We start from the raw sequence: 22,425 nt of genomic DNA on the forward strand, positions 1-22,425 counted from the left end.
CGACCCCTGCACCCCGGGACGCCCCGGTATGCCCTCGCTCAGCCGCCGACGACCACCGTCTGGGCGGCGGAGGTCTCCTCGGCGAGCAGCGTCATACCGGGGTCGAGGTTGCGCTTGACCAGCGCCAACGCGATCGGCCCGTCCTCGGCGTGCCGCGCCACCGTGGTGAGCCGGCCGACGGCGCGGCCCCCCTCCAGGGGGGTGAGCTCGGTCCCCGCCTCCGGGATGACGTGACCCGAGCCGTCGAGGTGCAGGAACACGACCCGCCGGGGCGGGCGTCCGAGGTTCTTGACGCGGGCGACCGTCTCCTGGCCGCGGTAGCAGCCCTTGTGCAGGTGGACGGCCGTGCGCAGCCAGTCCAGCTCGTGCGGGATCGTGCGGTGGTCGGTGTCCACGCCGGCCCGGGGCCGCCAGGCGGCCACCCGCAGCGCCTCCGCCGCCCAGGTGCCGGCCAGCGGACGGTCTCCCACCGCCGCGGCGAGCTCGGCGCGGGGCACGAGCAGCTCGCGCCAGGCGCGGTCGTGGCCGGGGTGGTCCGCCCCCTCGGGTCCGTAGCAGAAGGTGTCGCCGACGGGGCCCGGCCAGGGGTCCACCCAGGCGACCGGCTCGCCGTCGGCCGACTCGCGGGCGACCGGCTCGCCGAGGACGGCGTACGCCTCGCTGACGTCCGTGACCTCCACGCGCAGCATGAACCGCATCGAGTCCAGCCACCCGGCGACGGCCGGGGCCGCACCCGGCTCGGTGGTGATCCAGGTGGTGGTGCCGTCGTCGACCACGTGCAGGGCGTGCTCGACGTGCCCCTTGGGCGACAGCACGAGCGTCTCGACCGAGTGCCGGGCGGGCAGGTCGACCAGCTGCTGGGTGGTCAGCGAGTGCAGCCAGCTGAGCCGGTCCGCACCGGTGACGGTGACCACGCCGCGGTGCGAGAGGTCGACGACGGCCAGCCCCTCGGCGAGCAGCCGCTGCTCGCGGTGCGGGTTGCCGTAGTGCGCGGCGACCCCCGCGTCGACCCCGGTCCCCTCCACGGCACCGGGCCGCTCCAGCAGCACGCTCATCGTCTCCTCCTCGCGTCCGGGCCGGTCATCACTCCCACGGTACGCGCCCGTCGTCACGGAGAACATGCAGGCTGCAGGCATACAATCCCGGCCATGCCGGCTCACGACACCTCCCGCCACCGCGAGGACCAGCCCACCCGCGACCGCGGCCCGCGCCACCCCGTGCGCGCCCTCGTCGTGGTGGTGGGCCTGGTGGCGCTCGTGGGCGTGCTCGCCCTCGGCGGCTACGCGTTCTACCTCCAGCGGACCGTGGAGGGCAACATCGAGCGGGAGAACCTCAACGCCGACGACAACTCGGTGGTGACGATCTCCCCGGACCGCGTCGGCTCCACGCAGCCCGGGGACGACGAGGCCGCCGCCGAGGACGACGGCTCGGTGGACCTCGACGGCGCCGTCGAGACCGACGGCGAGACCGGGGAGGAGCAGCTCGAGCAGGACGACGGCACCGCGCCGCTCGTCGGGGACGACGGCCAGCAGATCGAGGTGCCCCGCAGCGAGTTCGTCGCCACCAGCCCGGAGCGCCCGGCGGAGGCCGGCGAGGCCATGAACTTCCTCATCATCGGCTCGGACAGCCGCGACCTGTCGGTGGAGCGCGGCCGTTCGGACGTCATCGTCCTCATGCACATCAACGACGAGCGCGACCGGGTCGACCTCATCCACTTCCCGCGCGACCTCTTCGTGCCGATCGCCGGCACCGGCGGCTCGTCCAAGATCAACGCGTCCTACTCCTACGGCGGGGCTCCCCTGCTCGTCCAGACCCTCCAGCCGCTCATCGACGTGCCGATCGACCACGTCGTCATCGTCAACTTCGAGAGCTTCCGCGCGATGACCGACGCGATCGGCGGGGTCGACGTCAACGTCGCCGAGGCCTCCCCCGGCTTCCCCGAGGGCGTCATGCACATGGATGGCACCACCGGTCTGGAGTTCGTCCGCGAGCGCTACGCCCTGTCGCAGGGCGACATCTCCCGCGGGCAGCGCCAGCAGGCCTTCATCCAGGCGATCATGACCGAGGCGCTCTCCCGGGAGACGCTGACCAACCCGGCCCGGCTGGCCGCCTTCGTCGACGCCGCGACGACCAACCTCACCGTGGACGCCGACCTGCAGGTGGGCGACATGCGGGACCTCGGGTTCGCCATGCGCGGGGTGCGCGGCGACGACATCTACTTCGAGACCGCACCGTGGAGCGGCATCGACATGCACCCGGTCGCCGGCTCCATCGTCCTCATGGCCGAGGAGCAGATGCAGGTCCTGTCCGACCACCTCAAGAACGACACGATGGAGGACTACACCGACCCGGTGTCCCCGCGCACCGGCTTCGGCGGCTAGTCCCTACCATGGGCGGGTGCCCATCGAACTCGACCCCACCATGCACCCGGACAACGCCCCCCTCGCCTGGCTGCTCGGCACCTGGGCCGGCGCGGGCGTCGTCGGCTACCCCACGATGACGTCGCGCAACTTCGGCCAGGAGGTCGAGGTCACGCACGACGGCCGCCCGTTCCTGCACTGGACCTCCCGGACCTGGCTGCTCGACGAGCAGGGCGACAAGGACGAGATCTTCGCCGTCGAGAGCGGCTACTGGCGCCCGCAGCCGGACGGCGAGGTCGAGCTGCTGCTCGCCCACCCGACCGGCGTCGTCGAGATGTACTACGGCAAGACCGGCCAGGCCAAGGTCGAGGTCGCCACCGACAGCATCGTGCGCAGCCCCAGCTCCCCGGAGTACGCCGCGGCGCAGCGGCTCTACGGCTACGTCAACAGCAACCTCATGTGGGTCATGGACATGGCCGCGCACGGGCACGAGATGCAGTCCTACATGTCGGCCGAGCTGCGGCGGGTCTGAGGCGCGCTCAGCCGGGGAAGGACGAGGGCACGAAGGCGAGGCCCACGAGGTAGGGCGTGACGCCCACGACGAGCACCGAGAGGATGCCCGTCACCAGCCGGGGACGCGGGTGCGCCAGCGTCGGCAGCCCCACCAGCACGGCCCGCAGGGCGTGGCTCACCGCCCCGGCCGCCACGCCGAGGAGCACCCAGGTCTCCCACGGCGCCCCGAGCGCCAGCGCCACGCCGAACGAGGCGGCCCCGCCCCCGGCCATGGCCAGCGCGAACAGCCACCCGCCCAGGGCGGGCCAGCGGACCGCCAGGTCCGTCACCGAGGACGCCGCGGACGCGGCGAGGGCCCCCAGGAGCAGGCCGATGCCCCCGGCGGTGTGGCTCGCCGGGACCATGAGGATCCCGCAGCCCACCAGGGCCAGCCCCAGCACCACCGCGCTGACCGACTGCACCACCCGGGGCCGGCCGTCCCGGCGCAGGATCTGGTGCAGGAAGGCGGTGATCATCGCGAGCGCCAGGGCCGCCGGGGCCCACTCCAGCCACGGCTCCTCCTGCCGGACGCCCACCGAGACCACCAGCGACACCCCGCCGATGAGCAGGACCGTGGCGGTGCCGCGCGGCGAGGGCAGGCCCAGGGTGCCCGACCAGCCCCAGGCGATCACCACGGCGCACGCGCCCAGGGTCACGGCGAGCAGCCAGGGCGCGGCGGCCGCCGACACCGCCAGCAGGGCGGCCACGGCGCACGCCACCACCGCCAGGGCGCCCACCAGTCCTGGCGTCGGCGCGTCGGCGACCCGCGCGCTGGAGGTGGGGTGCGGCATACCTCCATCTTGCCGCACCCGTCCTGGTGGAGGCCGCAGGCGGGCCGACTCCTTATCCTGGGTCCGTGGCCGACCTGGTCCTGCTCACCCCGCGCCCCGCCGAGGACACCTCGGCGGCCCTCGTGCTGCCCGGCCTCGCGCTGCTGCCGCACCGGGTGACGGTCGTCGGCATGGACGTCGGCACCCTCGTGAGCCGCGGTGACCCCGACCTCGTCCTCGTGGACGCGACCGCCGACCTGGTCCAGGCGCGTGGGGTGCTTCGCTCGCTGTCCGCCCTCGGTCTGGGGGTGCCGGTGCTCGCCGTCGTCGGCGAGGGCGCGCTGGCGGTGCTCGACGGCCAGTGGCCGATGGACGACCTGGTCACCGCCACCGCGAGCCCGGCGGAGCTGTCCGCGCGGCTGCGGCTGGCCCTGGGACGCGGCCCGCGGCAGGCCGGCCCGGCGCCGGACGCGGCCGACGGGGCGGGGGGCGCGGAGGAGCCCGAGACCATCCGGGTCGCCGACGTCGTCGTGGACGAGGCCAGCTGGACGGTGCGGGCGGGCGGCCGGGCGCTGGACCTGACCTTCAAGGAGTTCGAGCTGCTGCGCTACCTCGTGCAGCACCCGGGCCGGGTCGTGACCCGCGACATCCTGCTCCAGCAGGTCTGGGGCGGCGACTACTACGGCGGCACGCGGACCGTCGACGTCCACATCCGCCGCCTGCGCGCCAAGCTGGGCCCGGAGCGCGAGTCGCTCATCGGCACCATCCGCGGCGTCGGCTACCGGTTCACCGGGGCGCGCGGGACCGAACGCTGATCTGCGTGCCACACTGACCCCCATGCCTGGAGATCGCCCCCAGCCCGACATCGACGAGCTCCCCGCACTGCCCGGCCGCGTGTCCGGCGACGTGCTGGCCCTGGCCGTGCGGGCCGCGGGCCACGACGGGGTCAGACCGCTGTCCGAGCAGACCGTGCTGCAGGCGCGTCGGCTGCCGGAGAGCAGCGCCAGCCACGAGACCGGGGTGCACCTGGTGGTGCGGGACGGCGCGCAGGGGCCGGTCATCGGCTACGGCCACGTCGACACCAGCGACCCGGAGGCGCCGTCCGCCGAGCTCGTCGTCGACCCCGAGCACCGGCGCCGCGGGGTGGGTGGCGCCCTGCTCGACCACGTGCTGCGGCGCTGGCCGCAGGTGCGCCTGTGGAGCCACGGCGACCTGCAGGACGCGCGCACCCTCTACTCCTCCCGCGGGCTGCGCGTCGTGCGCGAGCTGTGGCAGATGGCCCGGCCGCTGGCCGGCGAGTGGGCCGACCTGCCCGAGCAGGTGGAGCTGCCCGAGGGCTTCACGGTGCGCGCCTACCGGGTCGGCGCCGACGACGAGGCGTGGCTCGCGGTCAACGCGCGGGCCTTCGCCGACCACGCCGAGCAGGGCCGCACCAGCCTGGCCGACCTCCAGGACCGTCAGCACGAGCCGTGGTTCGATCCCTCGGGCTTCCTCGTCGTGGAGGACACCACCGAGGTCGACCCCGACGGCCGCGCCCGGATGGCCGCCTTCCACTGGACCAAGGTCGAGACCGACCACCCGGAGACGGGCGAGGTCTACGTCGTCGGGGTGGACCCCGACTACCAGGGGCGGGGGCTCGGGACCGCGGTGACGCTCCTGGGCCTGCAGCACCTGCGGGCCTGCGGCGTGCAGGACGCCACGCTCTACGTCGACGGGGACAACGCCCCGGCCATCGCGACCTACCAGCGCCTCGGCTTCGAGCGCTCCGCGGTCGACGTCATGTATGCCGCGGGGGACGCGGAGGCATGAGCGGACCCGGTCCGTCGGTGGTGCGCGCCGGCGGGGTGCTGCCGGTGCGCGTCCGCAAGGGAGGGCTGCAGGTCGCCCTCGTGCACCGGCCGCGCTACGACGACTGGTCCTGGCCCAAGGGCAAGCTGGAGCGCGGGGAGGACTACCCGGTCGCCGCCGTGCGCGAGACGTGGGAGGAGACCGGGCTGCGGGTGCGGCTGGGCGCCCCGTTGCCGGTCTCCCGCTACCGGTTGTCCAGCGGCGCCGACAAGGTCGTGCACTACTGGGTCGGCGAGGTCGTCGGCGGCGAGGGCGCCCTGGAGCACGAGGTCGACGACGTGCGCTGGCTGTCGCCGACGCTCGCCCGCCGCCGGCTCAGCTACGCCAGGGACCGCGAGCAGCTGGCGGCCGTGCTGGACCTGCACGAGGCCGGCCGGCTCCCGACGTGGACCCTGCTCGTCGTGCGCCACGCCCTGGCCGTGCCCCGCGGCGACTGGTCGGGCCCGGACCCGCGCCGACCCCTCACCGGACCCGGTCGGCGCCGCTCGGCGCACCGGCTCGCGGACCTGCTGACGGCATACGGACCGGAGCAGCTGCTCAGCAGCCCCTCGGCGCGCTGCGTCGACACCCTCGCGCCGTTCGCGCGGTCCGCCGGGCTGGAGGTCACCACGAAGCGCGGGCTGTCGGAGGAGGGCTTCGAGAGCGACCCCACCAAGCTCGGCAAGCACCTCGGGCGGGTGCTCCAGGGGGGCGTCTCGACGGCGCTGTGCACCCACGGGCCGCTGCTGCCCGACCTCGTCGATGAGCTGCTCGGGCGGACCGCGCCGGGCATGGACCGGTCCGCGGTGCGCACGCTCCGGCACCTCAGGCAGACGACGATGGACAAGGGCGAGGTCCTGGCGTGCACGATGACCGGGAAGGGGAAAGGCGCCCAGGTGCTCGCGGCGGCGAGGTACCGGCCCCGCTGAGCCCCGCGAGCTGACGGGGAGGATCGCGGCGGCACGGCGCCGGGCGCGCCGAGCGACTTCGTACCGAGGGGAGCGCCGAGCGACGGCATACCGAGGGGAGCGCCGAGCGACGGCATACCGAGGGGAGATTGTGTGCGTGCCGGGCCGGGAGCGCCTCTCGGCGCGTGGCCGCTCGAAGCGGCGTGTGTTGGAGCCCGGGGCTGCCGCGGCCCGGCACGCACCCGACAACGGTACGCCTCTGCCCGATGTTCCCCAAACCTGCACCGGACGCGCGCTCCAGACGCACCGAACTCGTCCTCGGTACGCACCGGACGCGCGCTCCAGACGCACCGAACTCGTCGTCGGTACGTACCGGACGCACGTCGCGGACCTCACCGGAGGACCACGAGGTATGCACGGTGCCTCGCGCACACGCCGACCCGCGCCCGCGGGCCAGCCACCTTCGCCGTACGTCCAGGACGCGTCCTGTGCGCTCCCAGGACGCGTCCTGTGCACTCCCAGTACGCGTCCGGTGCGTGCTGAACACACGTCCGGTGCAGAGGGGGGTGCGTCAGTGGAGGTCGCCGAGGCGCCACAGGCCGGCGCAGGCCGCGAGGTCGTCGGCGGTGTCGCGCAGCCGGGCGGCCCGGGTGACCTGCTCGGACGGGATGTCGTCGTCCCCCGGGTCGGCGAGGCCCACCGCCATGACGTGGCAGAAGGCGCTGGCGCGCTCCAGCGCCACCGCGAGGTCGCCGGTGAAGACCCCGCCGAGGATCTGCTCGGTGAGGCGGCGCAGGGCGTCCGGGTCGGGAGGCTCGGCGACGCCGGCGATCGCGTGGTAGACCTCCGTGTGCCCGGACCCGGCGACGAACCGCCGCCCGACCTCCTCGGGCTGGCGCAGCACCCACTCGTGCAGGAGGTAGATCCGCCACAGCGCCCCGGGCAGGCTGCGGGCGGGGCGGTCCGACCACAACTGGGCGACCGTGGCCAGCCCCACCTCGCCGACCAGGCCGACGAGCCGGGAGGCCAGCTCGCTGTCGCTCGCCGACTCCGCGCGGCCCCGCCCGACGACGAGCTCGGCGCTGCGGTGGGCCGCCTCGGCGACCTCGAGCGGGTCGACCTGCTCGGAGGCGTCCTCGAGCCGGTCCGGCGGCCGCAGCGTGGGCCGGTGGAACTGCCGGCGCGGCGCGTCCTCGCTCATCGCCGCACCACCACCACGGCGTCGGGGCCGAGCCGCACCTCGCCGGCACCCTCTCCTCCGTCCGGGTCGGTCCCCGTGCCGCCGTCCGTCCCGGCGGCGATCGTCGCCAGCCGCTCACCGAGCTCGGCCGGGAAGGCCGCGACGACCTCCACGCCCCCGGGTGCTGCCGCGTTGTCCCCGGACGGCAGCGGCACGGCGACGTCGCCCTCGCCGCCCAGCCGCGCCACGAGCGCGACCCCGGGGCGCACGACCGTGAGGACCTCACCACCGGTGCCGTCCGGCTCCCGGGTCACCTCGCCGACGGTCCCGCGCACCTGCGGCGTGGTGTCCCGACGCCAGTGCAGCAGGGCGCGGTAGAACGCCAGCATCTGCGCGTGCCCGCCGTCGCCCACCTCGGACCAGCGCAGGGTCGAGGCCTCCACCGTCCCCGCGTCCTGCGGGTCCGGCACCTCCCCCGCCCAGCCGTGCTCGGCGAACTCCGCCTGCCGGCCCTCCCGGATCGACTCGGCGAGCCACTCCTCCTCGTGGTCGGTGAAGTACTGCCACGGCGTCGACGCGCCCCACTCCTCGCCCATGAAGAGCATCGGCGTCCACGGCGCGGTGAGCAGCAGCGCCGCCCCGACCGCGTGCCGCCCCGCCGGTATGCCGTGGTGCAGCCGGTCCCCGACCGCCCGGTTGCCGACCTGGTCGTGGGTCTGCAGCGAGGCCACGAAGCGCCACGGCTCGGTGACCTCGAGGTCGACCGGGCGCCCGTGCACCCGGCCCCGGAAGGTCGACGGCGTGCCGTCGTGGAAGAAGGGGGTGCGGCCCAGCACCTTGGGGACCGCGCCGGGGTCGGCGAAGTCGCCGTAGTAGCCCTGGGACTCCCCCGAGAGCAGCACGTGCAGGGCGTGGTGCACGTCGTCGGCCCACTGGCCGTGCAGCCCCAGGCCACCGGCCCCGCCCGGCCCGCGCCGCGAGACCGTCGCGGGGTCGTTGCGGTCGGACTCGGCGACGAGCGTGCGCGGCACCCCGGTCCGCCCGGTGATGTCGTCGGCGAGCTCCGCCAGCTCCTCGAGCAGGTGGACCGCCCGCTCGTCGTGCAGGGCGTGCACCGCGTCCAGCCGCAGCCCGTCGAGGTGGTAGTCCTCGAGCCACATCCGGGCGTTGTCCAGCAGGTAGGCCCGCACCTCGTCGCTGCCCGGCCCGTCGAGGTTGACCGCCTCGCCCCAGGGGGTGTGGTGCCGGTCGGTGAAGTAGGGCCCGGTCTGCCGCAGGTAGTTGCCGCTCGGGCCCAGGTGGTTGTAGACGACGTCGAGCCACACCGCGAGGCCGGCGGCGTGGGCGGCGTCGACGAAGCGGGCCAGCCCCTGAGGCCCGCCGTAGGCGTCGTGCACGGCATACAGGGAGACGCCGTCGTAGCCCCAGCCGTGCCGCCCGGGGAAGGCCGCCACGGGCATGAGCTCGACGACGGTCACGCCCAGCTCCACGAGGTGGCCGAGCCGCTCGGCGGCGGCGTCGAAGGTGCCCGCCTTGGTGAAGGTCCCGACGTGCAGCTCGTAGACCGCCGCGCGCTCCAGGGGCACCCCGCCCCAGCCCCGGTCGGTCCAGGAGAAGGCGTCGGTCTCGACCAGCGCGCTCGCGGCGTGGACCCCGTCGGGCTGGTGCCGGGAGCGGGGGTCGGGCACCGGGTCGCCGCCGTCCACGGAGACGGCGTAGCGCCCGCCGTGCGCGGCGACGTCGGCGGTGGCCGACCACCATCCGTCACCGGCCCCGGAGGGGGCCATCGGCACCCGCGTGGCCCCGTCAACACCGAGCACCAGCTCGACACGCTCGGCCTGCGGCGCCCACAGACGGACCTGCTCCCCGCTCATCGGGCGCCCTCCTGCAGGTCGGTGGCCCGCACGAGCAGCGCGACCGGGCCCTGGCCGAAGACGTCGGCGGCGAGCGGGCCCGCGCCGTCCTCACCGACGTGGTGCTCCGCGCCGGTGAGCGCGTCCACCCACCGGTCCGGCGGCAGGGGTATGCGCTGGTCCCCCAGCCCGCCGGCCGCGCCGAGCGCGCGGGGCGCCCGGATGGTCAGGGTCGCGGCCACCCCGCCGCGCAGGAACCCGAGCACGTGCTCCCCGCCGTCGACGGGGGCGTAGTCGGCGCCGGGTCCGTAAGCGTGCGGGAGCCACGCACGCAGCCGCAGCACCCGGGAGGTCACCCACAGCACCTCGTCGGACAGGTCACCGGTCCACCCGGTGGCGTCGAGGCGCTCCAGCCGCGCGATCCGCTCGTCGTAGTCGACCGGGCGTCGGTTGTCCGGGTCGACGAGGGACAGATCGACGACGCCGGCGCCCTGGTAGGTGTCGGGGACGCCGGGCAGCGTCAGCTGCAGGATCTTCTGCGCGAGGGTGAGGGTGCGGATCGTGGGGCCGTTGTCGCGGACGGCCGCGGCGATGGCCTCGGAGACCTCACCCTCCCCCAGCATCTCGTGCGCCAGCGCGAGCACCCGCTGCTCGTACTCGGCGTCCGGCTCGGTCCACGTCGAGCGCAGCTTGGCCTCGCGCACCGCCTTGGTGAGGTAGGCGTCGAGCCGCTCGGTGTCCACCCGGCCGGCGCCGACGAGGGTCTGCCAGACGAGGTGGGCGGTCTGCCCGTCGACCCGGTGCCGGGCCGCGGCTTCGAGCGCGGCCCGCGAGACCGACTCCCAGGCGTCGCCGTCACCGGAGACGGCGAGGATCCGGGCGCGCACGTCCTCGCTGCGCTTCGTGTCATGGGTGGACAGGGTGGTCATGCCGACCGGCCAGTGCTCGGCCTGGTGCCGGGCCCAGGCGTGCAGCGTGGCCACCCCGTGGGCGGGGTCGAGCCCGACGGCCGGGTCGGCGCCCACCTCGTTGAGGGCGACGAGGCGGTGCCAGCGGTAGAACGCGGTGTCCTCGATGCCCTTGGCCATGACCGGGCCGGTGGTCTGCTGGAAGCGCACGCACAGGTCGACCGCCGCGGCGGGGTCGGTGGCACACCCCTGCGGGTCGGCGAGGACGGTCACGAGCGCGTCGATCTCCTCGCGCAGGTCGGGCCGGGCCGCGCGGGCCCGCTGCTGGCCGTCGAGCAGCGGCTGGACCATCGCCGCGTCGGCCTCGGTCGGGGCGGCACCGGGGCGGACGTAGGCGCGGTAGACGTGCACTCCGACCAGCAGCTCGACGAGCGCCTCGTGCAGCCGCACCTCGTCGTGCCGCGGCAGGGCCTGGACGGCGCGGCGCATGAGCCGCGCCACCTCGGGCCGGAGCAGCTCGCTCGCCGCGAGCCGCTTGCACCGCTCGACCTCGACGTGCAGGTCCGGCTCGCCGCCGGTGCGCGCCCACGCGCTGCTCACGGCCTCGGTGGTCGTGGGGTCGACGAGGGCGGCGGACAGCGCGGCGTTGGCGTCGTAGCCGGTGGTGCCCGCGCACGCCCAGACGTCCGGGAGACGCTCGTCGCCCTCGAGGATCTTCTCGACCCACACCGGGGTGCCCGGCCGCACCGCGTCGGTGAGCCGCTGCAGGTATGCCGTGGGGCCGGCCAGCCCGTCCGGGTGGTCGATGCGGAAGCCGTCGACGACGCCGCGCCGGTGCAGGTCGAGGAGCAGCGCGTGGGTGTCGGCGAAGACGTCGGCCTGCTCGACCCGGACCCCGATGAGACCGTCGACCTCGAAGAACCGCCGGTAGTTGAGGACGTCGGGGGCGTCCAACCAGGACGCGAGCTGCCAGTGCTGGGCGTCGAGGACGGCCCGCAGCGCGGCCCTCGAGCCGGCGCCGTCCGGGTGCTCCTGCGCGATCGCCTCGGTGCCCGGCGCCAGGGGCAGCACGTGCTCGAAGTAGCGGGCGACCGGCTGGCCGGCCGCCGGGCCCTCGTCCTCCCGGCCGGTGTCCAGGGTGATCTCGCCCCGGTCGAGCACGGCGTCGAGGTCCTCGCCCAGGACCGGCAGGCCGAAGCGGCCGCCGAGGTGGGCCCAGTCGACGTCGAACCACGCGGCCCGGGCGGCGGTGGGGCCGTCCCGGAGCACCTCCCACACGGGCGCGTTGCGCCACAGCGGGGCGACGAGGGCCATGTGGTTGGGGACGACGTCGACGACGACCCCCAGGCCCAGCTCGTGCGCGGCGTCGGCGAGCGCCTCGAGCCCGGGACGTCCCCCGATCTCGGGGTTGACCTGCGTGTGGTCCAGCACGTCGTAGCCGTGCTCGGAGCCGGGGACGGCGGTGAGGACCGGCGAGAGGTAGACGTGGCTGACCCCCAACGCCCGCAGGTAGGGCAGCACCTCCCGCGCATCGGCGCAGGTGAACCCGGCGTGCAGCTGGAGGCGGTAGGTGGCGGTCAGGGGACGCGGATCGGGACGGACGGATCGGGTCATGGTGTCGGTCATGGCCGGACCAGTCTCTCAGCCCGCAGGGCTTCTGCACCTCCAGCCGCTGCGGATGCCTGTGGACAGGGGCCGGAGGACGCGCCACGATGAGGTATGGCGGTGAGCGTCCGGGCGGACGACCGGCTCGTCGAGTCGGTCGCCCGGACGTGCGCCAGGGCTGCCGAGCCGCTGGACCTCCTCGCCCGGGTCGCCGCCCTGGTCCGCCGTCACCTGCCCTACGACGCGGCCGGCTGGATCCTCGTCGACCCGGACACCATGCTCCTCAACGCGATCTACGAGGAGGACGTGCCCCGCACGGCGCACCTGTCCCTCATGGAGCTGGAGCTGACGCGGGACGACTACACCAAGTTCGTCGACCTCGCCCGCGCCGGCCCGACGGCGGCCTCGCTGGGCGCGGTGACCCTGGGTCACCTCGAGCTCAGCCCGAGGTGGCGGGCCGTCTACGAGCCGCACGGCTTCGGCGACGAGCTCCGTGCCGTGTTCTGCTCGGCCGGGGCCTGCTGGGGCCACGTGTGTCTGACCCGGCGGTCGACGGCCGCCTGGTTCAGCTGTCGCGACGTCGAGCTGGTGGCGCGGCTCGCGCCCCATGTGGCGCACGGGATCCGCACCGGGCTGCTGCTCGACGAGGCATGGCTGGACCCGGTGCGGGAGACGGCCGGCCTGGCAGTCCTGGACGACGAGGGTCACGTGGTCTCCAGCACCCCCCGGGCCCTCGACTGGCTCGGACCCCCCGACGAGGAACGCCTACAGCGCTGGGCGGTGGTCCACGAGGTGGCCATGCAGGCGCGTGCCGTGGCGGACGGTGACCTGCAAGGACCACCGGCGGTGGCCCGGGTGCGCGCCCTCTCCGGGGAATGGCTCCTGGTGCGCGGGAGCCGACTGGAGGGCGAGGGACGCAGCGCGGTGCTGCTCGAGCCGGCTCGGCGCTGCGACGTGGCACCGGTGCTCATGCAGCTGCACGAGCTCACGACCCGGGAACGCGAGGTGGCCCGGCTGCTGGTGAGCGGGATGACCACCGCTGACATCGCCGCCGAGCTGTGGATCACGCCGGACACGCTCAAGGGGCACGTGAAGTCGGTCTTCGCCAAGCTCGGGGTCCGCAGCCGCCCCGAGCTGTTCGCCCGGCTCTCTCACGAACCGGTCGTGCGTTCGGTCAGCTCCGCGCGGTGACGGCGGCGGTGGGCGAGGTCGCGGCGATCTCCCGCGCAGCCCTGCGGGCCAGCCGGCCGACGTAGCCGGTGAGCCCGGGGCGGTAGACGAAGCCGACGAACCGCAGCCCCGGCAGCGCCTCGCCACCGTCGACGACCCGCGGCAGACCTCGGGCGCCGAGGACGTCGAGATGCCCCACCAGGGGCTCCAGCCCGGTGCGGTACCCCGTGGCGAGGATCACGTCGTCGACCTCGGCGGTCGAGCCGTCGACCAGCACGGCACCTGACGCATCGAGCCGCTCCACCCCGGGCACCACCTGGATCCGACCGTTCCGGATCGCCTGCACGGTCTCCTCGTCGACGATCGCCGTGCCCGCCCCGCGCTGCAGCAGACCCGACACAGCGCCCTGCGGGGCCGGAAGGAGGCCGTACTCGCGCAGGTCGCCCCAGATGACGCGCTGCGCCCGTCGCAGCATCGCGTCCACCAACGGCACCGGCAGCGAGAAGAAGATCGGCACGGGCAGGTCGAAGGGCAGGCCCGCCGTGTCCCGCGGCAGCAGGTTGGGTGGGGTGCGCACCGCCACCTGCACCTGCGCCGCACCGCCGACCTCGAGCTGGTGGGCGATCTCGAGCCCCGAGGAGCCCGCCCCGACCACGAGGACCCGGCGTCCGCGGTAGGGCCGGGCGTCACGGTAGGCGCTGGTGTGCACCACGCTCCCCCCGAAGGTCGTACCGCTGGCCCAGGTCGGCACGGCCGGGCGGTTCAGCGCGCCGGTCGCGACGACGACATGGGCCGCGGCCGGGCCCGGACCCTGACCCGTCGTCAGTGCCCAGCCACCGTCGACGGGGCTGATGCGGCGCACCTCCACCCCGGTGCGTACCCGCACCCCGCGCTGACGGGCGTAGTCCTCGAGATACCCCACGTACTGGTCCCGGGTCGGGAACCACCCGTAGTCCCGCGGGAAGGGGGCGCCGGGCAGCGCGGACCACCACCGGCTGGTGTTGAACCGCAGCCCCTCGTAGCGGCCCGCCCACGCGGCACCGAGACGGTGACCACGTTCCAGCACGCTCACCTCGACCCCCCTACGCCCCAGCTCGGCCGCCGTCGCCAGGCCCGCAGGGCCGCTCCCGATCACGATCACCTCGTCCATGCCTCCACCATGGGGCCACGCGGGACCGGTGCACCATCCCCCGAATAGGGGGTATCCGGGCAGCGGCCCTACAGTGTGGTGGTGCCGTCCCGAAGCCCGGCCACCAGGGCATCCCTCGCTGCGGACCGCCTGTGGGCTGAGGCAGACCGAAGAATCCTCGTTCTCGACGGCGGTTATGGTTCGATGCTTCAGCAGGTCGAGCTGTTCGAAGAGGACTTCCACGGGCCGGCCGACGACCCTGCGTGGGCCCCGCTGCGCGAGGTGACCCTCAAGGGCAACTTCGACCTGCTGGCACTGACCCGGCCGGACGTCCTGGCGGACGTGCACCGGTCATACCTCGAGGCGGGCGCCGACCTGCTGACGACCAACACCTTCACCTCGACCACCATCGCCCAGGCCGACTACGAGGCCGGGCACCTCGCCCGCTCGATGAACGTCGCCTCCGCCCGGGTCGCCCGGGAGGTCGCGGACGCGGTGGAGGCCGAGACCGGCCGGCCACGCTGGGTGGTCGGGACGCTGGGCCCGACCAACCGGACCGCGTCCCTGTCCCCCGACGTGGAGCGCCCGGAGTTCCGGGCCGTCACCTACGACCAGCTCCGCGAGGCGTACGCCGAGCAGGCCGAGGGGCTGCTCGAGGGCGGGGTGGACGTGCTCATGGTGGAGACCGTCTTCGACACCCTCAACGCCAAGGCCGCGCTGCACGCCGTCGGCGACGTCCTGGACGCCAGGGAGGCGCGAGGACTCGCCCGGGTCCCGGTCATGCTGTCCGGCACGATCACCGACGCCTCCGGGCGCACCCTGTCCGGGCAGACCCCGGAGGCCTTCGCGGTGTCCACCGAGCACGCCGACCTCGCCTCGGTCGGCCTCAACTGCGCGCTGGGCGCCGAGGAGATGCGCCCGCACCTGCGCGAGCTCGGCGCCGCGAGCACGGCGCTGACCTCAGTGCACCCGAACGCGGGCCTGCCCAACGCCTTCGGTGGCTACGACGACACGCCCGAGGACATGGCCGAGGTCCTCGGCGACATGGCCCGCGAGGGCCTGGTCAACATCGTCGGCGGCTGCTGCGGCACGACGCCCGAGCACATCCGCGCCATCGCCGCGGCGGTCGAGGGGGTCGAGCCGCGCCGCGCGCCCGGGCCCACGGCATACCTGCGCACGTCCGGCCTGGAGGCGTTCACCCTCACCCCGGACGTCAACTTCGTCAACGTCGGCGAGCGCACCAACATCACCGGCAGCCCGAAGTTCGCGCGGCACGTCCGGGAGGGCGACTGGGACGCCGCGGTGGCCGTCGCGCGCCAGCAGGTCGACGCCGGCGCCCAGATCGTCGACGTCAACGTCGACGAGGGCATGCTCGACGGCCCGGCGACGATGACCCACTTCCTCAACCTGCTGGCCGGGGAGCCGGACGTCGCCCGGGTGCCGGTGATGATCGACTCCTCCCGCTGGGAGGTGCTGGAGGCCGGGCTGCGGTGCATCCAGGGCAAGGGCGTGGTCAACAGCCTCTCGCTCAAGGACGGGGAGGCCGAGTTCCTCCGCCGGGCGGCGGTGGTGCGCCGCTACGGCGCGGCCGTCGTGGTCATGGCCTTCGACGAGACCGGCCAGGCCGACACCTACCAGCGCCGCATCGAGGTCTGCCGCCGCGCCTACGACCTGCTGACGACGCCGAGCGCGGGGCTGCCCGACCCCTTCCCGGCGCACGACATCATCTTCGACCCCAACATCCTCACCGTCGCCACCGGGATGAGCGAGCACGACCGCTACGCGCTGGACTTCATCGAGGCGACCCGGTGGATCAAGGAGAACCTGCCCGGGGCCCTGGTCTCCGGCGGCGTCTCCAACGTGTCCTTCTCCTTCCGCGGCAACAACGTCGTCCGCGAGGCGATGCACTCGGTCTTCCTCTTCCACGCCATCGGGGCCGGGCTCGACATGGGCATCGTCAACGCCGGGATGCTGGGGGTCTACGCCGACCTCGACCCCGAGCTGCGCGACACGGTGGAGGACGTCGTCCTCGCCCGCCGCGAGGACGCCACCGAGCGGCTCATCGAGCTGGCCGAGCGGATCAAGGCCGAGAGCGAGGGGGCATCACCGGGCGAGCGGTCGGCCGCGGCGGCCGCCAAGCTGGCCTGGCGCGACGCGCCGGTCGCCGAGCGGCTGCGGCACGCGCTCGTGCAGGGCATCGACACGTATGCCGTGGAGGACGCCGAGGAGGCCTACCAGGAGCTGGGCAGCCCGCTCGCGGTCATCGAGGGCCCGCTCATGGCGGGGATGGACGTCGTGGGCGACCTCTTCGGCGCCGGCAAGATGTTCCTCCCCCAGGTCGTGAAGTCGGCCCGGGTGATGAAGAAGGCGGTCGCGCACCTCACGCCCTACCTCGAGGCGGCGGCCGCCGAGACCGGTGGGCACAGCAAGGGCCGGATCGTCATGGCGACGGTCAAGGGCGACGTGCACGACATCGGCAAGAACATCGTCGGCGTGGTGCTCGGCTGCAACGGCTACGAGGTCACCGACCTCGGGGTCATGGTGCCCGCGGAGAAGATCCTGGCCACGGCCGACGAGCTCGGCGCCGAGGTCATCGGGGTCTCCGGGCTCATCACGCCCAGCCTGGACGAGATGGTCTCCCTGGCCACCGAGATGCAGCGCCGCGGTCTCACCACCCCGCTGCTCATCGGCGGGGCCACGACCTCTCCCGCCCACACCGCGGTGAAGATCGACCCCGCCTACGAGGGCACGGTCGTGCACGTCGTCGACGCCTCCCGGGCGGTCGGGGTCGTCGCGGACGCCATCCACCACGAGGAGAAGCTGCGCGACCGGGTGGCCGGCACCTATGCCGAGCTGCGCGAGCGGCACGGGGCGAAGGACGTGCGGCTCGTGCCGCTGGACGAGGCGCGGGCCAGCACCCGGGCGGTGGCCGAGCCGGTGCCGGCGACCCCGCGGCTGCTCGGCACCCGGGTGGTCGAGCCGACGCTGGAGGAGCTCGTCGAGATCGTCGACTGGACGCCCTTCTTCACCGCCTGGGAGCTGCGCGGGTCCTACCCCCGCATCCTCGAGGACCCCAAGGTCGGCGCGCAGGCCCGGGCGACGTGGGAGGACGGGCAGCGCTGGTTGGGCCGGGTCGTCGAGGAGGGGCTGTTCACCCCGCGGGGCGTCGTCGGTCTGTGGCCCGCCCGGCGTTCCGCCGACGGCGACGACATCGTGCTGGACGTCGACGGCTCGCCGGTGGTGCTGCACACCCTCCGGCAGCAGAAGGAGCGGCGCCAGGGCGGGTATGCCGCGCTCTCCGACTTCGTCGCCGCGCAGGGCGACCACGTGGGGGCGTTCGCCGTGTCGATCCACGGCGCCGACACCCTCGCCGCCCGGCTGCGCGAGGAGGAGCACGACGACTACGGGGCGATCATGGTGCAGGTGCTGGCCGACCGGCTCGCCGAGGCCTTCGCCGAGTGGGTGCACCGGGAGGTGCGCACCGACCTGTGGGGCTACGCGCCGGAGGAGGACCTCGCGCACCAGGACCTCATCAAGGAGCGCTACGACGGGATCCGCCCCGCCCCGGGCTACCCGGCCCAGCCGGACCACACCGAGAAGTTCACCCTGTGGTCGCTGCTGGACGCGCAGGAGCAGGCGGGGATGACGCTCACCGAGCACGGCGCGATGAGCCCCAACAGCGCGGTCTCCGGCCTCCTCCTGGGGCACCCGGAGTCGCGCTACTTCTCCGTGGGGCGGATCGGGACCGACCAGGTCGAGGACTACGCACGGCGCAAGGGCTGGGACGTCGTCACCGCCGAGCGCTGGCTCGGACCGCTGCTGCACTGAGCCGCCGGGACACAACCCCGGGGCGCGGTGCGTATACCTCATTCCCGGCGTCGGCACATCGTGACCCGACCGTTGCCTACGTAACGTTCCTGTCACGAAGCGGCCTCGAACCCCCTCACAGCCTGCGGTCGCGGCCTCGTCGTTGCTACTTTCGGGGAACCCGTGTGCCCCCGATCACAGGAGTCCCGTGGCCTCCATCTCTGCCGAGAAGCTCTACAAGGTCTTCGGCCGCCGCCCGCAGCGCGGCGTCGAGGCCCTGGAGAGCGGCGCGACCCGCGCCGACCTGCGTGCGCAGGGGTTGACCCCTGCCGTCATCGATGCCTCCTTCGACGTCAAGGACGGCGAGATCTTCGTCGTCATGGGCCTGTCCGGATCTGGCAAGTCCACCCTCATCCGCATGGTCAACGGGCTGCTCGAGCCGACCAGCGGGACGGTGTCGATCGACGGTGAGGACGTCACCCGGCTCACCGGGGAGAAGCTGCGCCGCGTCCGACGCGACAAGGTGAGCATGGTCTTCCAGCACTTCGCCCTGCTGCCCCACCGGACGGTGGGCGAGAACGCCGCCTACGCCCTGGAGATCAGCGGGGTGGGACGCTCCGAGCGCGAGAAGAAGGCCGACCGCGCCCTGGAGATGGTCGGGCTCGGCGGCTGGGGCGGGTCGCTGCCCGGCGAGCTGTCGGGCGGCATGCGCCAGCGCGTCGGCCTGGCCCGGGCCCTGGCCTCCGGCACCGACATCATGCTCATGGACGAGGCGTTCAGCGCCCTCGACCCGCTCATCCGGCGGGACATGCAGGACCAGCTCATCGAGCTGCAGCACGAGCTGGGCAAGACGATCCTGTTCATCACCCACGACCTCAACGAGGCCATGCGCCTCGGCGACCGGATCGCCATGATGCGCGACGGGCGGATCGAGCAGATCGGCAGCGCCGAGGAGATCCTCAACAACCCGGTCAACAACTACGTCGCGGAGTTCGTCCAGGACGTCGACCGCACCCGGGTGCTCACCGCCGCCAACGTCATGGAGCCGCCGGTCGCCGTCCTCGGGACCGAGCAGGGCCCGCAGACCGCGCACAAGCTCATGCGCGAGCACCAGACCACGATCCTGCCGGTGGTCCGCCGCGACCGCACGCTGGCCGGCCTCGTCCACGAGCGCGACGTCGCGACCGCCGTCCGCGACGGCGGCGAGATGCGGGTCGTCCCCACGGAGCAGGTCGGGGTCGTCCGCGCCGACGACCACCTGGTGGACCTCTTCGGGCACGCCACCGAGCACGCCCTGCTCATCGTGCTCGACGAGCAGGGCAAGGTGGCGGGCGTCATCCCCCGGGTCACCCTGCTCGCCGCCCTGCGCACCAGCACGGCCGAGACGGACGCGTCCGAGGACGACCCGTCCACGACACCCGACCCGCAGCTGCAGCCGACCGGAGGTGCCGCATGAGCGACAACGACTCGATCGTCCCCCGGATCCCCGTCGGCGAGTGGGGCGACAGCGCGCTCGAGTGGATCAACGACAACTTCGAGTGGCTGCTGGACTTCCTGGCGACGGTGCTGGACTTCCTGGTCACCACCCTCACCGACGTGCTCGTGACCGTCCCGGCCCTGATCCTCGTCGTGGTCTTCGCCCTCATCGGGCTGCTGGTCCGCTCGTGGGAGCTGGCCGTCGGCACGATCATCACCTTCCTGCTCATCATCGCGATGGACCAGTGGGTGACCGCGATGCAGACCCTCGCGCTGGTGATGATCGCCACGCTGGTGGCCATCCTCGTCGCCGTCCCGATCGGCATCGTCGCCGCGCGCAACGACCGGGTGAGCGCCGTCGTCCGTCCGGTCCTGGACTTCATGCAGACCATGCCGGCCTTCGTCTACCTCATCCCGGCCGTCGTGTTCTTCGGCATCGGCGTGGTGCCCGGCATCTTCGCCACGGTCATCTTCGCCCTTCCCCCGGGGGTCCGGCTCACCGAGCTCGGCATCCGTGGGGTGGACGCGGAGACCGTCGAGGCGGGCCAGGCCTTCGGGGCCACCCCGAGCCAGATCCTGCGCGGGATCCAGCTGCCGCTGGCGACGCCGACCATCATGGCGGGCGTCAACCAGGTCATCATGCTGTCGCTGTCCATGGCGGTCATCGCCGGGATCGCCGGCGCCGACGGCCTGGGCAAGGAGGTCGTGGCCTCGATCTCCACGCTCAACGGACCGCAGGGCATCGAGGCGGGCCTGTCCGTGGTCATCATCGCGATCTACCTCGACCGGGTGACCGCCGCGCTGGGACGACCCGGCGACTACCCCCACTCGGGCCTGAGCATGCTGCGCCGCCGGTCCGGCGGCGGGAGCGGCCCCTCGGACAGCGAGGAGGCCCAGGACGAGGCCGACGACCGGGTCGAGGGCGGCGCCGACAAGGGCCGCGGACTCGCCCAGGTCGGGCCCTGACATCGACCGAACCGAACGCAGCGCCCCCGGGGCGCTCGCACCACTAGAAGGGAAGCAACGAGATATGACGCTGCGACGCACCCGCACGATGACCCTGGTCGGGGCCGCCCTGGCCACCAGCCTGACCCTCGCCGCCTGCGGCGGCGGTGACTCCGGTGGCGACACCGGTGAGGGCGACTCGGCTGACCCGGCCGCCGGTGGTGCCGAGGGCACCATCACCATGGGCTTCATCCCGTCCTGGACGGACGGGCTGTCCACCGCCTACCTCCTCGAGGACCAGCTCACCAAGCTCGGCTACGAGGTCGAGATGGAGGAGCTCACCGAGGCCGCCCTGCTCTACACCGGGCTGGCCGAGGGTGACGTGGACATGTACCCGTCGGCGTGGCCGGAGGTCACGCACGCCCAGTACATGGAGGAGTACGGCGACCAGATCGAGGACCTCGGCGCCTACTACGACAACGCGAAGCTCACCTTCGCCGTGCCGAGCTACACGGACGTCGAGTCCATCGCCGACCTGACCGGCAACGCCGACATGTTCGGCGGACAGATCATCGGGATCGAGCCGGGCGCCGGTCTGACCGCGGCCACCCAGGACTCGGTGATGCCCACCTACGACCTGGAGGACGACTACGAGCTCGTCACCTCCTCCACCGCCGCCATGCTCACCGAGCTGGAGAGCGCCATCAACGACGAGGAGGACATCGTCGTCACGCTGTGGCAGCCGTTCTGGGCCAACAGCGCCTTCGACGTCAAGACCCTCGAGGACCCGGAGAACGCGCTGGGCGAGGCCGAGGCGCTGCACTTCCTGGGCACCGAGGGCTTCTCCGAGGAGTTCCCCGAGGCCGCCGAGCTCATCGCCGGCATCCAGCTGGACGACGAGGAGTACGGCGCCCTCGAGGACATGGTCGTCAACGAGTACGGCGAGGGCCAGGAGGCCGAGGCCATCGACGCCTTCCTGGAGGAGTACCCGGAGGCCTTCGACACGATGGTCACCGAGGAGGGCTGAGCCCCACCGCACGATCCGACGGCCCTGCGGCAGCACGCCGCAGGGCCGTCGGCGTCCCCGGCGATTTCCCGACCCGCGCGACGGCTTGGAAGACTGGTCCACCATGTCCTCCCGCCAGACCCGCATCTCCGTCGAGCTCGTCCCGCGCAGCCCCGAGTCGGTCCGCGGCGAGATGCTGCAGGTGCGCGAGCACCTGGGGGGCGTGGACACGGTCAACATCCCCGACCTGGTGAAGTTCGAGCTGCGCAGCTGGGCGGCGACCCAGGTCGCCCGGGAGTCGACGACCCGGGCCGACGGGACGGCATACCGGACGATCCCGCACATCCGGGCCGCAGACGTGGACCCGGACGCCGAGCTCCCCATGGCGCAGGAGGCGCGGCGCACCGGTGAGCTGCTCGTGGTGTCGGGCGACGACGCCGACTACTTCCACTCCTCGACCTACCCCGTGGACGCCGTCGACGTCATCCGGCGCCTGCGCAGCGAGCTGCCCGGGGTGACGATCTACGCCGGCCTGGACCCCTACCGCCAGGCGATGACCACCGAGATGCGCTACCTGGACCGCAAGCTCGCGGCCGGCGCCAGCGGCATCTTCACCCAGCCCTTCTTCGACGTGCACCTCATGTCCGCCTGGGCCTCGGTCCTCCCGCCCGAGCTGCCCGTGTGGTGGGGTGCCACCTCGGTGACGACGGACGGCGCGATGGGCTACTGGCGCCGGCGCAACCGGGTCGTCTTCCCCCGGGGCTTCGACACCTCGATCGGCTGGCAGCGCGACTTCGCCCGACGCGTCGTCGACTTCGCCCGGGAACGGGGCCACCACGCCTACCTCATGCCGGTCCGCGCGCCGCTGCTCGACTACCTCGGCGGCGTCCTCGACGAGCGCTGAGCCGGGCCGGGTATGTCGCCCCCCG

The 22,425-nt window shown here is 73.7% G+C and carries 17 protein-coding genes; 11 read left to right on the forward strand and 6 right to left on the reverse strand.

Annotation, left to right across the window (positions count from 1 at the left end; translation table 11 throughout):
* Window positions 1-38 precede the first annotated feature (38 nt).
* Window positions 39-1,055, reverse strand: coding sequence for a CAF17-like 4Fe-4S cluster assembly/insertion protein YgfZ (ygfZ, locus tag FHD63_RS12770; RefSeq protein WP_139722358.1), 1,017 nt, complete (start codon window positions 1,053-1,055; stop codon window positions 39-41).
* A gap of 93 nt (window positions 1,056-1,148) precedes the next feature.
* On the opposite strand from ygfZ, the gene FHD63_RS16715 reads away from it, so the two are divergent.
* Window positions 1,149-2,381, forward strand: coding sequence for an LCP family protein (locus FHD63_RS16715; RefSeq protein WP_238705665.1), 1,233 nt, complete (start codon window positions 1,149-1,151; stop codon window positions 2,379-2,381).
* Between the two features lie 16 nt (window positions 2,382-2,397).
* A complete protein-coding gene (locus FHD63_RS12780; protein ID WP_139722359.1) occupies window positions 2,398-2,892 on the forward strand; it encodes a heme-binding beta-barrel domain-containing protein in 495 nt (164 codons plus the stop codon).
* A 7-nt stretch (window positions 2,893-2,899) separates the two neighbouring features.
* Here FHD63_RS12780 and FHD63_RS12785 read toward each other — a convergent pair whose 3' ends face one another.
* The gene (locus tag FHD63_RS12785; protein ID WP_139722360.1) at window positions 2,900-3,703 is read right to left on the reverse strand and encodes a hypothetical protein; all 804 of its coding nucleotides are present in this window, start codon (window positions 3,701-3,703) and stop codon (window positions 2,900-2,902) included.
* A gap of 65 nt (window positions 3,704-3,768) precedes the next feature.
* On the opposite strand from FHD63_RS12785, the gene FHD63_RS12790 reads away from it, so the two are divergent.
* From FHD63_RS12790 to FHD63_RS12800, 3 genes are read left to right on the forward strand one after another with little or no spacing between them, the layout of a single operon-like run.
* A complete protein-coding gene (locus FHD63_RS12790; protein WP_139722361.1) occupies window positions 3,769-4,497 on the forward strand; it encodes a winged helix-turn-helix transcriptional regulator in 729 nt (242 codons plus the stop codon).
* Between the two features lie 22 nt (window positions 4,498-4,519).
* Window positions 4,520-5,491 (forward strand): mycothiol synthase, encoded by a 972-nt coding sequence (mshD, locus tag FHD63_RS12795; protein WP_139722362.1) that lies wholly within the window; start codon window positions 4,520-4,522, stop codon window positions 5,489-5,491.
* Window positions 5,488-6,438: an NUDIX hydrolase gene (locus FHD63_RS12800; RefSeq protein WP_139722363.1), complete on the forward strand. Its 951-nt coding sequence runs from the start codon at window positions 5,488-5,490 to the stop codon at window positions 6,436-6,438. The genes mshD and FHD63_RS12800 overlap by 4 nt, the downstream gene beginning before the upstream one ends.
* Before the next feature lie 550 nt (window positions 6,439-6,988).
* Here FHD63_RS12800 and FHD63_RS12805 read toward each other — a convergent pair.
* Genes FHD63_RS12805 through treY form a run of 3 tightly spaced genes read right to left on the reverse strand, consistent with a single transcriptional unit; the run spans window position 6,989 to window position 11,984 of the window.
* Window positions 6,989-7,618, reverse strand: coding sequence for a hypothetical protein (locus tag FHD63_RS12805; protein WP_139722364.1), 630 nt, complete (start codon window positions 7,616-7,618; stop codon window positions 6,989-6,991).
* Complete coding sequence (gene treZ / locus FHD63_RS12810) at window positions 7,615-9,471, reverse strand: malto-oligosyltrehalose trehalohydrolase (protein ID WP_139722365.1); 1,857 nt, start codon at window positions 9,469-9,471, stop codon at window positions 7,615-7,617. Before treZ ends, FHD63_RS12805 begins: the two co-directional genes overlap by 4 nt.
* Window positions 9,468-11,984, reverse strand: a complete 2,517-nt coding sequence (treY, locus tag FHD63_RS12815; RefSeq protein WP_238705666.1) for a malto-oligosyltrehalose synthase — start codon at window positions 11,982-11,984, stop codon at window positions 9,468-9,470. The genes treZ and treY overlap by 4 nt, the downstream gene beginning before the upstream one ends.
* Window positions 11,985-12,077: 93 nt before the next feature.
* Between treY and FHD63_RS12820 the strand changes: the two genes are divergently transcribed.
* Complete coding sequence (locus tag FHD63_RS12820; protein WP_139722366.1) at window positions 12,078-13,154, forward strand: helix-turn-helix transcriptional regulator; 1,077 nt, start codon at window positions 12,078-12,080, stop codon at window positions 13,152-13,154.
* Here the strand turns inward: FHD63_RS12820 and FHD63_RS12825 are convergent.
* Window positions 13,138-14,283, reverse strand: coding sequence for a flavin-containing monooxygenase (locus FHD63_RS12825; RefSeq protein WP_139722367.1), 1,146 nt, complete (start codon window positions 14,281-14,283; stop codon window positions 13,138-13,140). The genes FHD63_RS12820 and FHD63_RS12825 overlap by 17 nt on opposite strands.
* An 81-nt stretch (window positions 14,284-14,364) precedes the next feature.
* Between FHD63_RS12825 and metH the strand changes: the two genes are divergently transcribed.
* The 5 genes from metH to FHD63_RS12850 all read left to right on the forward strand — a co-directional run bounded on the left by metH (window position 14,365) and on the right by FHD63_RS12850 (window position 22,400).
* Window positions 14,365-18,090 carry a methionine synthase gene (gene metH / locus FHD63_RS12830; RefSeq protein ID WP_425570165.1) on the forward strand — a complete coding sequence of 1,242 codons (3,726 nt, stop codon included), beginning with the start codon at window positions 14,365-14,367 and terminating at the stop codon, window positions 18,088-18,090.
* A 187-nt stretch (window positions 18,091-18,277) separates the two neighbouring features.
* The gene (locus FHD63_RS12835; protein WP_139722368.1) at window positions 18,278-19,525 is read left to right on the forward strand and encodes a quaternary amine ABC transporter ATP-binding protein; all 1,248 of its coding nucleotides are present in this window, start codon (window positions 18,278-18,280) and stop codon (window positions 19,523-19,525) included.
* A complete protein-coding gene (locus FHD63_RS12840; RefSeq protein WP_139722369.1) occupies window positions 19,522-20,511 on the forward strand; it encodes an ABC transporter permease in 990 nt (329 codons plus the stop codon). The genes FHD63_RS12835 and FHD63_RS12840 overlap by 4 nt, the downstream gene beginning before the upstream one ends.
* Before the next feature lie 64 nt (window positions 20,512-20,575).
* The gene (locus FHD63_RS12845; RefSeq protein WP_139722370.1) at window positions 20,576-21,517 is read left to right on the forward strand and encodes a glycine betaine ABC transporter substrate-binding protein; all 942 of its coding nucleotides are present in this window, start codon (window positions 20,576-20,578) and stop codon (window positions 21,515-21,517) included.
* A 103-nt stretch (window positions 21,518-21,620) separates the two neighbouring features.
* Window positions 21,621-22,400, forward strand: coding sequence for a methylenetetrahydrofolate reductase (locus tag FHD63_RS12850; RefSeq protein WP_139722371.1), 780 nt, complete (start codon window positions 21,621-21,623; stop codon window positions 22,398-22,400).
* The last annotated feature ends 25 nt before the right edge of the window (window positions 22,401-22,425 follow it).

It is taken from the genome of Serinicoccus chungangensis, from assembly GCF_006337125.1.
GTDB lineage: Bacteria > Actinomycetota > Actinomycetes > Actinomycetales > Dermatophilaceae > Ornithinicoccus > Ornithinicoccus chungangensis.

Bases quoted from the DNA above. Each gene is read 5' to 3' on its own strand.
- ygfZ (WP_139722358.1), bottom strand. From the start codon at position 1,055: ATGAGCGTGCTGCTGGAGCGGCCCGGTGCCGTGGAGGGGACCGGGGTC.
- FHD63_RS12820 (WP_139722366.1), top strand. From the start codon at position 12,078: ATGGCGGTGAGCGTCCGGGCGGACGACCGGCTCGTCGAGTCGGTCGCC.
- treY (WP_238705666.1), bottom strand. From the start codon at position 11,984: ATGACCGACACCATGACCCGATCCGTCCGTCCCGATCCGCGTCCCCTG.
- FHD63_RS12840 (WP_139722369.1), top strand. From the start codon at position 19,522: ATGAGCGACAACGACTCGATCGTCCCCCGGATCCCCGTCGGCGAGTGG.
- FHD63_RS12785 (WP_139722360.1), bottom strand. From the start codon at position 3,703: ATGCCGCACCCCACCTCCAGCGCGCGGGTCGCCGACGCGCCGACGCCA.
- mshD (WP_139722362.1), top strand. From the start codon at position 4,520: ATGCCTGGAGATCGCCCCCAGCCCGACATCGACGAGCTCCCCGCACTG.
- FHD63_RS12825 (WP_139722367.1), bottom strand. From the start codon at position 14,283: ATGGACGAGGTGATCGTGATCGGGAGCGGCCCTGCGGGCCTGGCGACG.
- FHD63_RS12800 (WP_139722363.1), top strand. From the start codon at position 5,488: ATGAGCGGACCCGGTCCGTCGGTGGTGCGCGCCGGCGGGGTGCTGCCG.
- FHD63_RS12850 (WP_139722371.1), top strand. From the start codon at position 21,621: ATGTCCTCCCGCCAGACCCGCATCTCCGTCGAGCTCGTCCCGCGCAGC.
- treZ (WP_139722365.1), bottom strand. From the start codon at position 9,471: ATGAGCGGGGAGCAGGTCCGTCTGTGGGCGCCGCAGGCCGAGCGTGTC.
- FHD63_RS16715 (WP_238705665.1), top strand. From the start codon at position 1,149: ATGCCGGCTCACGACACCTCCCGCCACCGCGAGGACCAGCCCACCCGC.
- FHD63_RS12845 (WP_139722370.1), top strand. From the start codon at position 20,576: ATGACGCTGCGACGCACCCGCACGATGACCCTGGTCGGGGCCGCCCTG.
- FHD63_RS12805 (WP_139722364.1), bottom strand. From the start codon at position 7,618: ATGAGCGAGGACGCGCCGCGCCGGCAGTTCCACCGGCCCACGCTGCGG.